16 protein-coding genes are annotated in these 13291 nt (G+C 60.2%); 9 read left to right on the top strand and 7 right to left on the bottom strand.

Translation table 11 applies throughout. From position 1 onward, the window contains the following. Positions 1 to 5: 5 nt before the first annotated feature. The 4 genes from ybeY to miaB form a co-directional block, all read right to left on the bottom strand. A complete protein-coding gene (gene ybeY / locus ACR0CU_RS00930; RefSeq protein WP_170444466.1) occupies positions 6 to 500 on the bottom strand; it encodes an rRNA maturation RNase YbeY in 495 nt (164 codons plus the stop codon). A 40-nt stretch (positions 501 to 540) separates the two neighbouring features. Next, the gene (locus ACR0CU_RS00925; protein ID WP_170444463.1) at positions 541 to 1563 is read right to left on the bottom strand and encodes a PhoH family protein; all 1023 of its coding nucleotides are present in this window, start codon (positions 1561 to 1563) and stop codon (positions 541 to 543) included. A 164-nt stretch (positions 1564 to 1727) separates the two neighbouring features. Beyond that, on the bottom strand, positions 1728 to 2492 hold the full coding sequence (locus tag ACR0CU_RS00920; protein WP_170340437.1) for an outer membrane beta-barrel protein: 765 nt from the start codon (positions 2490 to 2492) through the stop codon (positions 1728 to 1730). 183 nt (positions 2493 to 2675) lie between these two features. After that, positions 2676 to 3995 carry a tRNA (N6-isopentenyl adenosine(37)-C2)-methylthiotransferase MiaB gene (gene miaB / locus ACR0CU_RS00915; RefSeq protein ID WP_170339872.1) on the bottom strand — a complete coding sequence of 440 codons (1320 nt, stop codon included), beginning with the start codon at positions 3993 to 3995 and terminating at the stop codon, positions 2676 to 2678. 122 nt (positions 3996 to 4117) lie between these two features. On the opposite strand from miaB, the gene ACR0CU_RS00910 reads away from it, so the two are divergent. Beyond that, positions 4118 to 4981, top strand: a complete 864-nt coding sequence (locus ACR0CU_RS00910; protein WP_480642261.1) for a glycosyltransferase family 2 protein — start codon at positions 4118 to 4120, stop codon at positions 4979 to 4981. Between the two features lie 15 nt (positions 4982 to 4996). On the opposite strand, the gene ACR0CU_RS00905 is transcribed toward ACR0CU_RS00910, so the two are convergent. Further along, positions 4997 to 5794: a phytanoyl-CoA dioxygenase family protein gene (locus ACR0CU_RS00905; RefSeq protein ID WP_480642259.1), complete on the bottom strand. Its 798-nt coding sequence runs from the start codon at positions 5792 to 5794 to the stop codon at positions 4997 to 4999. Positions 5795 to 5880: 86 nt separating this feature from the next. Here ACR0CU_RS00905 and ACR0CU_RS00900 point away from each other — a divergent pair, with 86 nt between their 5' ends. Further along, a complete protein-coding gene (locus tag ACR0CU_RS00900) occupies positions 5881 to 6777 on the top strand; it encodes a LysR family transcriptional regulator (RefSeq protein ID WP_480642257.1) in 897 nt (298 codons plus the stop codon). Here ACR0CU_RS00900 and irrA read toward each other — a convergent pair whose 3' ends face one another. Continuing rightward, a complete protein-coding gene (irrA, locus tag ACR0CU_RS00895; protein WP_170444458.1) occupies positions 6778 to 7197 on the bottom strand; it encodes an iron response transcriptional regulator IrrA in 420 nt (139 codons plus the stop codon). Positions 7198 to 7385: 188 nt separating this feature from the next. Between irrA and fabA the strand changes: the two genes are divergently transcribed. The 4 genes from fabA to ACR0CU_RS00875 are packed head-to-tail and all read left to right on the top strand — an operon-like array spanning position 7386 to position 10211. Further along, complete coding sequence (gene fabA / locus ACR0CU_RS00890; protein ID WP_093964585.1) at positions 7386 to 7895, top strand: bifunctional 3-hydroxydecanoyl-ACP dehydratase/trans-2-decenoyl-ACP isomerase; 510 nt, start codon at positions 7386 to 7388, stop codon at positions 7893 to 7895. Between the two features lie 48 nt (positions 7896 to 7943). After that, positions 7944 to 9173 carry a beta-ketoacyl-ACP synthase I gene (gene fabB, locus ACR0CU_RS00885; RefSeq protein WP_170444455.1) on the top strand — a complete coding sequence of 410 codons (1230 nt, stop codon included), beginning with the start codon at positions 7944 to 7946 and terminating at the stop codon, positions 9171 to 9173. A gap of 5 nt (positions 9174 to 9178) precedes the next feature. Then, positions 9179 to 9970 carry an enoyl-ACP reductase FabI gene (locus ACR0CU_RS00880; RefSeq protein ID WP_093965010.1) on the top strand — a complete coding sequence of 264 codons (792 nt, stop codon included), beginning with the start codon at positions 9179 to 9181 and terminating at the stop codon, positions 9968 to 9970. A 58-nt stretch (positions 9971 to 10028) separates the two neighbouring features. Beyond that, the gene (locus tag ACR0CU_RS00875) at positions 10029 to 10211 is read left to right on the top strand and encodes a hypothetical protein (protein ID WP_170444453.1); all 183 of its coding nucleotides are present in this window, start codon (positions 10029 to 10031) and stop codon (positions 10209 to 10211) included. 11 nt (positions 10212 to 10222) lie between these two features. Here the strand turns inward: ACR0CU_RS00875 and ACR0CU_RS00870 are convergent, their stop codons facing one another. Beyond that, positions 10223 to 10651, bottom strand: a complete 429-nt coding sequence (locus ACR0CU_RS00870; protein ID WP_170339858.1) for an FKBP-type peptidyl-prolyl cis-trans isomerase — start codon at positions 10649 to 10651, stop codon at positions 10223 to 10225. Between the two features lie 127 nt (positions 10652 to 10778). On the opposite strand from ACR0CU_RS00870, the gene ACR0CU_RS00865 reads away from it, so the two are divergent. Genes ACR0CU_RS00865 through ACR0CU_RS00855 form a run of 3 tightly spaced genes read left to right on the top strand, consistent with a single transcriptional unit; the run spans position 10779 to position 13263 of the window. Beyond that, positions 10779 to 11465, top strand: a complete 687-nt coding sequence (locus ACR0CU_RS00865; RefSeq protein WP_170444450.1) for a haloacid dehalogenase type II — start codon at positions 10779 to 10781, stop codon at positions 11463 to 11465. Then, positions 11465 to 12292, top strand: a complete 828-nt coding sequence (locus ACR0CU_RS00860; RefSeq protein WP_170444447.1) for an alpha/beta fold hydrolase — start codon at positions 11465 to 11467, stop codon at positions 12290 to 12292. Before ACR0CU_RS00865 ends, ACR0CU_RS00860 begins: the two co-directional genes overlap by 1 nt. After that, a complete protein-coding gene (locus tag ACR0CU_RS00855; RefSeq protein WP_170444444.1) occupies positions 12289 to 13263 on the top strand; it encodes a threonine ammonia-lyase in 975 nt (324 codons plus the stop codon). The genes ACR0CU_RS00860 and ACR0CU_RS00855 overlap by 4 nt, the downstream gene beginning before the upstream one ends. Positions 13264 to 13291: the final 28 nt, after the last annotated feature.

Genomic DNA, 13291 nt, shown 5'->3' with positions numbered 1-13291 from the left:
CCACATTACCCATTATATGGGTCATCAATACCCAATTTGCCAAGTATCTCGACCTCGGCACGTTCCATCAAAGTGGCGTCAAGGTCACGAATGTGATCATACCCCAGTAAATGCAACACTCCGTGAACCAGCAAATGGGTCACGTGGTCATCCATGGATTTCCCGGCCTCCTGAGACTCGCGCAAGCAGGTGTCATACGAGATCGCGATGTCACCAAGCGCGATGTCACCCGTGAAATCCGGCTGGGGCACGAGCGGTGTGCCGCCGGGCTGATCCGCAGCAAGGTCCTCGGCGGGCCAGCTCAGCACATTCGTCGGCGCAGGCTTTTCACGAAATTCAGCATTCAACTCCGCAATCCGGGTGTCGTCGCAGCCCAGCACGCTGACTTCACACAAATCGGCATCCACGCCGCAATGCGCCAGCGTCGCGGCCACGGCCTTGCGCGCCAACGGCTCAAGACCCTGCCAACGCGGGTCTTCGATCGTGATTTCCAAGTTCATCTCGTGACGCTCCGAGGCCGATTTGCCCGGGCCCGACGGTTCAACCCGTTTCCCGGCCCGAGTCGGCCTCATACGCCTCGATGATCGCCGCGACAAGCGGATGGCGCACCACGTCCTTGGATGTGAAGTAGTTGAAGCTGATATTCGGGATCGTCTTCAGCAACCGCTCGGCATCCGCAAGCCCCGAAGCCACGCCGCGCGGCAGATCCACCTGCGACCGGTCGCCGGTGATCACCATCCGGCTGCCCTCGCCCAAGCGCGTCAGGAACATCTTCATCTGCATCGTCGTGGCGTTCTGGGCCTCGTCCAATACAACGAAGGCATTGGCCAGAGTCCGCCCGCGCATGAACGCCAGCGGGGCAATTTCGATCCGCTTTTCCTCGATCAGCTTGGCCAGTTGCTTGCCAGGCAGAAAGTCATTCAACGCGTCGTATAGCGGCTGCATATACGGATCGACCTTGTCCTTCATGTCGCCGGGCAGATAACCCAGCTTTTCGCCAGCTTCGACGGCTGGGCGGCTGAGTATGATTCGATCCACATGTCCGCCGATGAACATCGACACACCCACAGCCACGGCAAGGTAGGTCTTGCCCGTTCCCGCCGGGCCGATGCCGAAGGCGAGTTCGTTGTTGAACAGCGACTGCACATAAGCCTTTTGCGCGTCAGTCCGGGGTTCGACCAGCTTTTTGCGGGTCTTGATTTCGACAGTTCCACCCTTGAACATTTCAAGCTGGTCGCCATCACGCGAGCCGGTTCCGGCTTCGGAACTGCCCATCCGCAATTCGCGATCAACGTCGGCAGCTTCGACGTCGCGCCCGCCTTCCAGCCGGGTGTAGAGGGCCTGCAAAACCTCGATCGCCTGCTTCTGAAGCTCGTCTTCGCCCATGACGACAAGTTGGTTGCCGCGGCGCACGATCTGAACGGACAGTTTCCGCTCGATCTCGGCCAGGTTGCGGTCGTATTCGCCGCAAAGATCAATCAACAATCGGTTGTCAGGGAATTCAACAAACGCCTCGTTCGCGGGCATTTCATCTTGCGGTGGGGTAAGGGCACCGATGGCCAATCCGTTCTCCTGTCTTGGCGTTGTCACCCCAAGCGTAGACAACAAGAGTCGGTCGGCGCAAGCCACAGATTCAAAAATCTGAGCAACTGATCGCAAATCGGTCAGGCGGAAAGGAATTCACGGCCCGGCGCAATGAAATCTCAGGCCGGAATCCGCCCTTGGGATCAGAACTTGTAGTTCAACCCGACGCGAATCCCCTGGTAGCTGGGCGTGGATTTGGTCGAGAACCCCGAGCCAAAATCGACGACCTTCGACTGGAACTGCACATATTCGAATTCGCCGGTGACGGACCAATTGTCGTTCAACTGATGCTCGGCCCCGATGCTGGCAACGAATCCGTTGCGTCGGTCATCGCTTGCGAAAGACTGAGTGGTGCCGCCGCTGGACAGGCTGTTGGTCGTTTCGATTTCACCCTGAACGAACCCGACGGTAACGAAATACAGAACCGAACCGCTGGGGTTGGTCAGCCCGTTTTTGAACCGCAGCGACAGCACATCCGATATCTCGGAACCGCCTTGAACGGTCGTGGTGCCTATCTGCGTGGTGACACTGTCATCCAGCGAAGCGAAATCGTAACCGATCTCGAACCCGTAGACGTAATCGCGCCCGCCACGGGCAGGCAGAACACCGCGCCAACCGCCCCGTATCCCGCCGTAGGCACCGCTCAGGTCAAGTTTGCCGATGGGAAAGGTGCCCGCATTAGTAGCGAGCCCGAACTGGTCTGTTCCGCCTGATCCATACCCGGCGCTGAACCCCAGATAGAAGGCGCTGACGTCTTTGGAATAGCGCTCCGGCCCCAACACGACCGGATCGGAAACGGCGCCGTCCAAATCCCCCGCATGAGTGGGAATACCTGCGCTGGCGGCCAGCAATAGGCCGGCCAGAACACGGCCCACCCCTGTTTGTCGAATACCTGCCTGACGTGTCACTCGTACCCTCCATTGCGGTGCCCGGGCGACCCGAAGCCCCGCCGATGTAAAGCCCGAAGGCCACCTGAAACACGGCCCCGAGAATTCTGGCTATTCTCCGACCATAGTTCCAAGCGATAAATCAAGGGTAAATTTTGGAAACAAACGCCACGAGTGTTGCGTGAGCGGTGAACCGCGGCCCTGTCACAGCACCTCGCCGGCCAGTGAATTGGCGCCCGAGGCCGTGATCCGGACGTTGCGAAGATCTCCCGCCGAAAGATCGGCTCCGGAAACGTGGACGGCATGCAGATACTCGGACTTGCCAACCATCTGTCCGGCCAGACGCCCGGGTTTCTCAAACAGAACCCGGACTGTCCGACCAACCATCGCATCCTGGATCTCGCGCTGGTGCCGGGTGATCAGAGCCTGCAAGCGTTGCAGACGGTCGTCAGCTTCCTGTGGATCGACCTGCGGACGCTCGGCCGCAGGCGTGCCCGGCCGTGTCGAATACTTGAAGGAATACGCATAGCCATAGCGGACCTGCTCGACCAGATCCAACGTGGCCTGGAAATCCTCTTCGGTCTCTTCTGGGAAGCCCACGATGAAATCGCCCGACATCAGGATATCGGGGCGCGCCTCGCGGATCCGCTCGATCAGACGCAGATAGCTTTCGGCGGTGTGACTACGGTTCATCCGCTTGAGGATCTTGTCCGAGCCGGACTGCACCGGCAGGTGCAGATAGGGCATGAGCTTTTCGCAGGTGCCGTGCGCCTCGATCAGGTCGTCGGTCATGTCGTTGGGATGCGAGGTTGTGAACCGGATGCGCTCCAGCCCGTCGATCTTGTTCAATTCCCAGATCAGCCCGGCCAAAGTCATGTCGCCATCGGGGCCAGCCCCGTGATAGGCGTTGACGTTCTGGCCCAGCAGCGTGATCTCGCGTACGCCGCGCTCGACCAGGTCCTGCGCCTCGCGCAGGATGCGATCGGCAGGGCGGCTGACCTCGGCCCCGCGGGTATAGGGCACGACGCAGAAGGCGCAGAACTTGTCACAACCTTCCTGCACGGTCAGAAACGCCGTCGGGCCGCGTTTGGCCTTAGGACGGTTCTTGAGCTTCTCGAACTTGTCCTCTTCGGGGAAATCGGTATCCAGCGCCTTTTCGCCCGCACGCGCCTTGGCTTCCAGCTCGGGCAGGCGGTGGTAGCTTTGCGGGCCGACGACCAGATCGACCAGCGGCTGCCGGCGCATGATCTCTTCGCCCTCGGCCTGCGCCACACAACCCGCCACGCCGATCTTCAGATCGGGCTTTTCGGCCTTCAACCCCTTGAAGCGGCCCAGTTCGGAATACACCTTCTCGGCCGCCTTTTCGCGGATGTGGCAGGTGTTCAACAAGATCATGTCCGCATCTTCGGGCGACTGCGTTTCCACATAGCCCTGCCCGCCCAACGCCTCGGACATGCGTTCGCTGTCATAGACGTTCATCTGACAGCCATAGGTCTTGATATACAGCTTTTTCGGTTCGGACATGGGCTGAGCCTTTTGCGTTCGCTGGACCGGCGTCGTCTATACGCATCGAACGCCGCTTGCAATGCTGGCGCAATTACCCGAATTTGACGGGTATTTCCAGCAAGGCAGGCTACAAGCGGGCAATGAAATACGAATCCCTCGACCACTTTCTGAAATCGGGCCGGGCAGCGTTGACCAACGGGCCGGTCGCATTGGTTTTTGCCGAAGACGATGTCGAGCTTGATGGGACCTTGCGCCATCACTTGGACTTGGGGTTCAAATCCGTGATCGTATTTGCACCGGCCCAGTTTTCGATCCTGCCTGAAATCTTGGACCGGGTGCACCGGGTCACGATGCGCTGCTCGCCCAGAAACGTGGTGTTCGACACCATAAATCGCGTCATTCAGGCGGCGCCAAACATCTGGCTGTACTACTGCTACAACTCGGAATACCTGTTCTTTCCGTTCTGCGAAACGCGCACGGTCGCAGAGATGCTGGCCTTTCACGCCGAGGAGCGGCGCGACGCGATGCTCTGCCACGTGATCGACATCTACGCCGACGACCTGTCCGCCTATCCCAACGGCGTGGCTCCGGATCATGCGATGCTGGACAGCACTGGATATTATGCTCATTCCCGGCACGACCGATCGGGACAACCGCTGGAGCGTCAATTGGATATGTCGGGTGGCCTGCGTTGGCGGTTCGAGGATCACATCCCGTATGAACGGCGCCGGATCGACCGGATCGCGCTGTTCAAAAGCTGCAAGGGTCTGACCCTCCAACCCGATCACACCTTTAACGAGCCCGAGTACAACACCTATGCCTGTCCCTGGCATCACAACCTGACGGCCGCAATCTGTTCGTTCCGCGCCGCCAAAGCGCTGAAAAGCAACGCGGGATCGACCTTTGATATTCCCAGTTTCCGCTGCCCGTCCTCGGTTCCTTTCCAATGGAACTCGCACCAGTTGCTGGACCTTGGCCTGATGGAACCTGGCCAGTGGTTCTGAGCGGGCCGGAACGGCTCAGCGATTGAGCAGAACCGGGAACCAGTCCTCGCGCAATCGTTGTCCAGCCCGCATGTCATGCCCCGGAAACGGCGGCGACGTCCGGCCCGGACGCTCGACATACCGGGCGTCATCCCCGACCAGCCGCAGCGAGAAGGCGCGGCGCCGGCTGTTCGACTGGTTTCCTCGGGCACCATGCAGGGTTCGAAAGTTGAAGGCGACCGCATCGCCGGGTTCCATGTCGAACTCAACGATCCGCATCCCTTCGGCCACGGGGTCTGGTACCGCGATGTACTGGCCCTCGTCAGGAAAGAAACCCTCCTCCGAAACCCAGCGCGTCGGCAACACTTCCTTTTCCCACAGGTGAGACCCCGCCACGCAACGCAGAGTCGCCTGCGTCACCGGGTCGAGCGGCGACCAGAAGCTTATCGTCTGACGCCCTTCCACAAAGTAATAGGGCCCATCCTGATGCCAGGGCGTGGCCATCGAGGTGCCGGGCTCCTTGACCAGAACGTGGTCGTGGAACATCTGGACCGAACGGGACTCCATCAGCTCGGCAGCGACCTCGGCAACCGGAGAGGCTTGAATGACCTGCCGAAACTCGGGGATACGAGACCAGTTACAGTAGTCGTCAAAGAAACGGCCGGTTTCGCCTTCTTTCTTGTTTTCCGACGCATATGGCCCGGGATCAGCCATGTTGCGTGCCACCCCTTCCCGCAAGGCATCGACGTGATCGGCGAACAGGCCCTTGACCAGAACAACCCCGTCATTGCGATAGGTTTCGGTCATCTCCGGGGAAACAAGAGGGTGTGGCATGTCGGTCTCCGTCATTTGCTGAGACCGATTTGCACATGTCCGGCACCCCTGTTCAAATCATATCTTTCAAAATAAGCATTAACTCCATGTTATATATCACCTTGCGCCAGTACGAATATGTTTGCGCCATTGGGCGACACGGAAGCCTGTCCGCCGCGGCACAGCACCTGAACGTTTCGCAACCTGCGCTTTCAAACGCGCTGACCCGGGTCGAAGAACACCTGGGCAACCCACTGTTCTCGCGCCAACGCGGCGCGGCAATGTCGCTGACGCCTCAGGGGCGCAAGTTCATCGACAAGGCCGAAGCCTTGCTGACGAGCGCTGCCCAGATCGAAGAGGCGGAAGCCCTAGTTTCCGGAACAAGCCGTTTGAAGTTGGGTTGTTTTGTAGATCTTGCACCGTTCCTGCTGGCGCGGGCAATGCAAACGATCAGGGACACCCTTCCCGATATCGTTCTGACCCACGGGGTAGACACTTTCGAAGGCTTGATCAGCGGATTGACCGACGGCCGTTTCGATCTGGCGCTCACCTATGATCTGGGCCTCGATGCCGGTTTCTCACGCCACAAGCTGCTGGACAGTACGCCAAACGCGCTGGTCAGTCCCGCGCACCCTTTGGCCGGGCAAGGCAGCGTTTCACTTGCCGAGCTTGAGCAATACCCGCTCATCCTGTCCAAAGAAGGTCTGTCAGCGCAGCATGTCCTGGGCTTGTTCCGGCGTCATGGGCTGCACCCCAGCGTGTCCTACCGCGCGGAATCGCTCGAGATCCAACGCAGTCTTGCGGCCCATGGTGAAGGGGTGGGCATCAGCTATGCCAGCCCGCAAAACGGCCTCAGCTATGATCGGATGCGGCTGCTGAGCCTGCCGATCAGCGACCCCGATGCCACCGAGGCCGTGATTCTGGCTCGTCACGGCACCGGCCCTGCGGACACGACAATCGCTGCTGCTGAACAGGCTCTGGTTAGGTCGCTTGGGAAACTGTGATCAGCGCTTTTTGCGCAGCCGGATGACAACGTCCACCGACGCGATCTCGACCCCGACCGGTGCTTCGGGCAGACGCTGGATAACCAGTTGGTCGGACGGCGCATCGCTCAGGCGGCCCTCGTCCTCCCAGAAGAAATGCGGGTGGTCATGGGTGTTGGTGTCGAAATAGCTTTTTGAGCCGTCCACGGTGATTTCCTGCAAAACGCCGGCATCGCAGAAGGCACGCAGAGTATTGTAAACCGTTGCAAGGGACACGGCGTCGCCCTTGTTCTTGGCCGACTCGAACAGGCTTTCGGCGGTGACATGTCGGTGGCGGCCATCGCCCACCAGCAATTCGGCCAAGGCAACACGCTGGCGCGTCGGGCGCAGCCCGGCGTCAACCAACCAGTTCGTAGCGATGTCCCGGCTTTGAGCTGTCATGAAACCATTACCCAATTTCCCCTGCCCCAATATATAAGTGCCGACCACCACCAATTTCAAATGAAATTCATTCGCAACCAACGGCTCCGGCGGGCCGGATGTGTTCGGGTGGTCTTGCAGGACCTTGCAAACGGGTGATAGACGAGGCCAGATTGAATAAACAGACCCCTGGCAGGAGACGCGGCAGAATGGCCCAATTCCCAAGCAGCTTTGACAAGGACGACCTGCTGAAATGCGCCCGCGGCGAACTCTTCGGCCCCGGAAATGCTCAGCTTCCGGCTCCCCCGATGCTGATGATGGACCGCATCACCGACATTTCAGGCGACGGCGGCGCGCACGGCAAGGGGCATGTCGTGGCGGAATTCGACATCACACCGGACCTTTGGTTCTTCGATTGCCACTTTCCCGGAAACCCGATCATGCCGGGTTGTCTGGGTCTTGACGGACTGTGGCAGCTGACGGGTTTCAACCTCGGCTGGCGTGGCTGGCAGGGTCGCGGCTACGCGCTGGGTGTGGGCGAAGTAAAACTGACAGGCATGGTGCGCCCTGACCGCAAGATGCTGACCTATTACGTGGACTTCACCAAGGCAGTCCAGACCCGCCGCCTGACTATGGGTGTGGCGGATGGCCGGGTCGAAGCGGATGGCGAAGTCATCTATCAGGTCAAGGACATGAAGGTTGCATTGTCGGAAAGCTGACCCCAGCTGACTGACAGTCAACAGGGAATGGAACACAGGAGAACGCAAATGCGTCGCGTCGTCGTCACCGGGTTGGGGGTTGTCTCTTCCATCGGGAACAATGCCGAAGAGGTTCTGGCCTCGCTCAAGGCGGGTAAGTCCGGCATCGAGGCCAGCGAGCAGATGGTCGAGCACGGCTTCCGCAGCCAGGTTGCAGGGACGCTCAAGATCGATGTGTCGGAACAGGTCGACAAGCGCACTTTGCGGTTCATGGGACCAGGCGCCGCGTATGCCCATATCGCGATGAGCCAGGCAATCGCTGACGCGGGGCTGAGCGAAGATCAGGTCGTCAATCCGCGTACCGGTCTTGTTGCCGGGTCCGGTGGACCGTCCACCAGCGCCATGCTGACGGCGCACCAGACCGTTCTGAAAACCGGCGCAACCAAGCGCATCGGACCGTTTGCCGTTCCGAAATGCATGTGCTCGACGATCTCGGCCAACCTGGCGACCGCGTTCAAGATCAAGGGCATCAACTACTCGATCACCTCTGCCTGTTCGACGTCGCTGCATTGCATCGGAAACGCGGCCGAGCAGATCATGCTGGGCAAACAGGACGTAATGTTCGCCGGTGGCGGCGAAGAACTGGACTGGACCCTGTCCTGCCTGTTCGATGCGATGGGCGCGATGTCCTCGAAATACAACGACACGCCCGAAAAAGCCTCGCGCGCGTTTGATCAGAACCGCGACGGGTTCGTGATCTCGGGCGGCGGCGGCATCGTCGTTCTGGAAGAGCTGGAACATGCTCTGGTCCGGGGCGCGAAGATCTATGCCGAGGTGACGGGCTATGCCGCAACCTCGGACGGGCACGACATGGTCGCGCCCTCGGGAGAAGGCGGAGAGCGCGCAATGCGCTTGGCCTTGTCCACCCTGCCCGAAGGCCGCAAGGTCGGCTACATCAACGCGCACGGGACCTCGACACCGGTCGGAGATGTGGGCGAAGTCGAAGCCGTCCGCCGGATTTTCGGCGAGGGCAATGTGCCGCCGATCTCCTCGACCAAGTCGATGACCGGCCACGCTCAGGGTGCTGCCGGCGCGCTCGAGGCGATTTTCTGCCTCTTGATGCTGCAGCATGATTTCATTGCGCCGTCGATCAATGTCGACACGCTGGCCGAAGGCATCCAGCCCGGCGAAATCGCAACTGAGGTTGTTGAAAACGCAGGTTTGGACAGTGTCATGACCAACAGCTTCGGCTTTGGTGGCACCAACGGTTCCATGATTCTGTCCAAGTATAACGGGTGATTATGATGTCGGATTCTATGAAGGGTAAGCGCGGGCTGATCATGGGCGTCGCCAATGATCGGTCGATCGCCTGGGGCATTGCCAAGGCCATGCACGAGGCAGGCGCTGAACTGGCATTCACCTACCAGGGCGAGGCCTTCGGAAAGCGGCTGGAACCGCTTGCACAGAGCTTGGGCAGCGACTTCATGGTCGATGCGGACGTGACCGATGACGCATCGCTGGACCGTGCCTTCGACGAGCTGGCCGCCCGTTGGCCAACGATTGATTTCCTCGTCCACGCCATCGCCTACTCGGACAAGACCGAACTGACCGGGCGGTTCCTGAACACCACGCGGGCGAATTTCAAGCACTCGCTGGATGTCTCGGCCTATTCATTCATCGAAGTGGCCCGTCGCGCCTATCCGATGATGAAGGAAAACGGCGGGACGCTGCTCACCCTGACCTACCAGGGTTCGAACAAGGTCGTGCCGAACTACAATGTCATGGGAGTTGCAAAGGCTGCTCTGGAATCGGCGACGCGCTATCTAGCGAATGATCTGGGCCCCGACGGGATCCGAGTCAACGCCATCTCGCCCGGACCTATGAAAACCCTGGCCGGCGCGGCCATCGGGGGGGCTCGCAAGACCTACAAGTTCTGCGACCAGAACGCCCCGCTGCGTTCGAACGCCACGCTCGAAGCGGTTGGCGGCACGGCCGTCTACCTTGCGTCGGACGCAGGGGCCTGCACCACCGGTGAAATCATTCGCGTAGACGGCGGTTTCCACATCCTGGGAATGCCTCAACCCGACTTCATGTGACGCGATCTTTCCCTGTCGTTGCCAAGATTTTACCAAACTTCCGCGGCAGGGATATCACATGAGCAAACTAGACCGGATAATCGCGACCAATTCGCGTGCATCTCACTCTCGTCGCAAGACCGGAGTGCTCAGCAGCCGCGCGCGTACGCTGCTGCTGACCCTGACGACATTGTTGGTATTTTGGATCTTCTATACCCAACCGCAGCTTCGTGAGGCGGTTGGGTCATTGTTGGGCGGCTGAACGCGCGCTGATCAGTTGATCGAAACGACCTCGATGTCGAAGATCAGATCCTGGCCCGCCAGCGGGTGATTTGCGTCCAGGGTCACCGTTTCTTCGTTGGCGTCCACCACCGTCACAGGCAGCGCCTGACCATCGGGGGTCTGCATCTGCAGCTGGGTGCCGGGGTCCAGCGGGATGTCGTCCGGGATGCCTTCGCGCGGGACGTCCTGGCGCATAGCGGGATTGATCGGCCCATAGGCGTCCTGACAATCCACTTCGACCCGCTTCTTCTCGCCGATTTCCATACCCGGCAGAGCGGCGTCCAGACCGGGAATGATCTGGCCGGACCCCACGGCGAACTCAAGTGGATCGCGTCCTTCCGAGCTGTCGAAAACGTTGCCGTCCCGCAAAGTTCCAGTGTAGTGAATGCGAACTGTGTCGCCTTGTTTGATTGCGGTCATGACTGTCTCCGACCTGAGTTTGGAATGAGCGGTCCAACCTAGAGACTGACCCGGCAATGTAAACCCTTTTACGCTTTAACCCGCGCATGGCCTGTGCCAACCTGCCCCGGAAGATGGGGAGAGGCAGATGGCGATCACAACCTGCGTTTTCGATGCGTACGGAACCCTTTTCGACGTGGCCGCAGCCGCACGTCAGGCGGCCGCCGAACCGGGCCAGGATGCGCTGCGTGACAAGTGGCCTGAACTGGCCAACCACTGGCGGTTGAAGCAGCTGCAATACACGTGGCTGCGTGCTGTGGCGGACGCACATGCCGATTTCTGGGACGTAACGCAGGATGGCCTGGACTGGGCGCTCGAGGCGACAGGCTTGCAGAGGGACCCAGCGCTGCGGCAGAGACTGCTGGACCTGTATTGGGAACTGCAAGCCTATCCCGAGGTTCCCGCCATGCTGAAGGCGCTCAAGGATGGCGGGATGCAGACCGCGATCCTGTCCAACGGATCGCCGCCCATGCTGGAAGGCGCGGTCAGATCTGCGGGTATCGGCGGCGTATTGGACGACATTCTGTCAGTCGAAAGCGTCGGCGTCTTCAAACCGCATGCACGGGTCTATGATCTTGTGTGCGACCGTTTCGGGTGCGAACGATCGAACGTTCTGTTCGTCAGCTCGAATGGTTGGGACGCCGCCGGAGCCAGCGGATACGGGTTCGTTACGGCCTGGGTCAACCGCGCCGGCGAGCCGATGGACCGATTGCCGTGGACCCCGGCGCATGTCCTGTCCGACCTGACCTCGATCCCGCAACTGGCAGGCGTTTGATGCCACAATTCACGACGTCTGACGGTCTGCGCCTGGCCTACGAAGATACAGGCAGCGGCAAGCCACTGCTGTGCCTTGCCGGCCTGACCAGAAACAGCCGGGATTTTTCCTTCTTCGCGCCGCACGCCAACGGACTGCGTGTCATTACGATGGACTATCGGGGGCGCGGCGACTCGGATTTTGATCCGGATTATCGCAACTATTCCGTTCCGCGCGAGGCACAGGACGTGATCGAGTTGCTGGATCACCTCAAGCTAGATCGGGTCAGCATCCTTGGCACCTCGCGTGGCGGGTTGATTGCCATGACCCTCGCCGCAATTTGCCCCGAACGTCTGAGTGCCGTCATTTTGAATGATGTGGGCCCCGTAATCGAACCGTCGGCCATCGGGCGCATCATGGATTATGTCGGCAAGGCTCCTGCCTCAACAACGCTGGAACAGGCCGCTTTTGCGCTGAAACAGGCAATGGACCCGCAGTTTCCGGGCGTATCGATTGAAACCTGGAGAAAGCAGGCCGCATTCCAATACGAAGAAACCGGCACCGGCCTTCGGTTGCGCTATGACCCCGCATTGAGAACCGCGTTGAAAGAACAGATTGCAGCGGGCCCGCCCGCTGATTTGTGGCCATTGTTCGAAGCCCTGAACCCGCTTCCCACCGGAGTGATCCGTGGAGCGAACTCGGACTTGCTGAGCGCCGAGACCCTTACAGAGATGCACCGGCGTCACGCGGGGCTGATTTCGGCTGAAGTGCCCGACCGGGGCCATGTTCCATTTCTGGACGAACCGCAGTCCATTACCGTCATTCGCAAAGTACTGGATTTGATATGAGCACAATTGACCTGATCGAAGCCGCTGCCGTGCGCCTGCAAGGGCACGCGCGCGAAACCCCGATCTTCACATCGCCGTTTCTGGACGACCTTGCCGGGCGGAGCGTTCTGGTCAAGCCCGAGTGTCTTCAACACACTGGAAGCTTCAAGTTTCGCGGCGCGTGGTCTGCGATTTCCGCCCTGGATTCCGAGGCTCGCAAACGCGGGGTGATCGCGTATTCATCAGGCAACCATGCGCAGGGCGTGGCGCATGCCGCTACGCTTCATGGTGTTCAGTCCGTCATCATCATGCCATCCGACGCACCGGCTCTGAAAATCAAAAACACTCGCGCGTTGGGCGCCGAGGTCATCCTATATGATCGCGCCAATGAAAGCCGCGAAGAGATCGGCGAGGCGTTGTCCCGGGAGCGCGGTCTTACGTTGATCCGCCCGTATGACGAACCGCAGGTGATCGCCGGTCAGGGCACCGTCGGCCTCGAGGTGGCGCGGCAGGCGCGCGATCTCGGTGTGACCGACGCCGATGTTCTGGTATGCTGTGGTGGCGGTGGACTGACCTCAGGCGTGGCACTTGCCCTGGAAAAACATGCGCCGGGTCTCAGGGCGCGCCCCTGCGAACCCGAAGGATTCGACGATGTCAAAAGATCCCTGGCCTCGGGGTCCGTTCAGACCAACAACGCAGCCGCAGGCAATATCTGCGACGCGATCCTGACACCGCGGCCCGGTGATATTACCTTTCCGATCCTCCGTCGCCTCTGCGGACCGGGATTGGCGGTATCGGAAGACGAGGCTCTCCGCGCCATGGCCTTGGCGTTCCTGCGCCTCAAGGTCGTTCTGGAACCGGGCGGGGCAGTCTCGTTGGCGTCCGCGTTGTTCCGCAAGAACGAGATCCAGGGCGACGCCGTTATCGTCGTGGCATCGGGCGGGAATGTCGATCCGCAGGTCTTTGCCCGCGCGTTGGAATTCCTTACCTGACAACGGGTTAGGACAGATGCAATAAATC

The organism is Ruegeria sp. BC2, from assembly GCF_056539245.1.
The sequence above is the reverse complement of the archived record's forward strand: the minus strand, read 5'-3'. Positions and strand labels throughout refer to the sequence as shown.

What these genes read in the sequence shown, in the direction of transcription:
- ybeY (WP_170444466.1), bottom strand. Translation starts at nt 500, where the DNA reads ATGAACTTGGAAATCACGATCGAAGACCCGCGTTGGCAGGGTCTTGAG.
- miaB (WP_170339872.1), bottom strand. Translation starts at nt 3,995, where the DNA reads ATGTCCGAACCGAAAAAGCTGTATATCAAGACCTATGGCTGTCAGATG.
- ACR0CU_RS00910 (WP_480642261.1), top strand. Translation starts at nt 4,118, where the DNA reads ATGAAATACGAATCCCTCGACCACTTTCTGAAATCGGGCCGGGCAGCG.
- ACR0CU_RS00905 (WP_480642259.1), bottom strand. Translation starts at nt 5,794, where the DNA reads ATGCCACACCCTCTTGTTTCCCCGGAGATGACCGAAACCTATCGCAAT.
- ACR0CU_RS00900 (WP_480642257.1), top strand. Translation starts at nt 5,881, where the DNA reads ATGTTATATATCACCTTGCGCCAGTACGAATATGTTTGCGCCATTGGG.
- irrA (WP_170444458.1), bottom strand. Translation starts at nt 7,197, where the DNA reads ATGACAGCTCAAAGCCGGGACATCGCTACGAACTGGTTGGTTGACGCC.
- fabA (WP_093964585.1), top strand. Translation starts at nt 7,386, where the DNA reads ATGGCCCAATTCCCAAGCAGCTTTGACAAGGACGACCTGCTGAAATGC.
- fabB (WP_170444455.1), top strand. Translation starts at nt 7,944, where the DNA reads ATGCGTCGCGTCGTCGTCACCGGGTTGGGGGTTGTCTCTTCCATCGGG.
- ACR0CU_RS00880 (WP_093965010.1), top strand. Translation starts at nt 9,179, where the DNA reads ATGTCGGATTCTATGAAGGGTAAGCGCGGGCTGATCATGGGCGTCGCC.
- ACR0CU_RS00875 (WP_170444453.1), top strand. Translation starts at nt 10,029, where the DNA reads ATGAGCAAACTAGACCGGATAATCGCGACCAATTCGCGTGCATCTCAC.
- ACR0CU_RS00870 (WP_170339858.1), bottom strand. Translation starts at nt 10,651, where the DNA reads ATGACCGCAATCAAACAAGGCGACACAGTTCGCATTCACTACACTGGA.
- ACR0CU_RS00865 (WP_170444450.1), top strand. Translation starts at nt 10,779, where the DNA reads ATGGCGATCACAACCTGCGTTTTCGATGCGTACGGAACCCTTTTCGAC.
- ACR0CU_RS00860 (WP_170444447.1), top strand. Translation starts at nt 11,465, where the DNA reads ATGCCACAATTCACGACGTCTGACGGTCTGCGCCTGGCCTACGAAGAT.
- ACR0CU_RS00855 (WP_170444444.1), top strand. Translation starts at nt 12,289, where the DNA reads ATGAGCACAATTGACCTGATCGAAGCCGCTGCCGTGCGCCTGCAAGGG.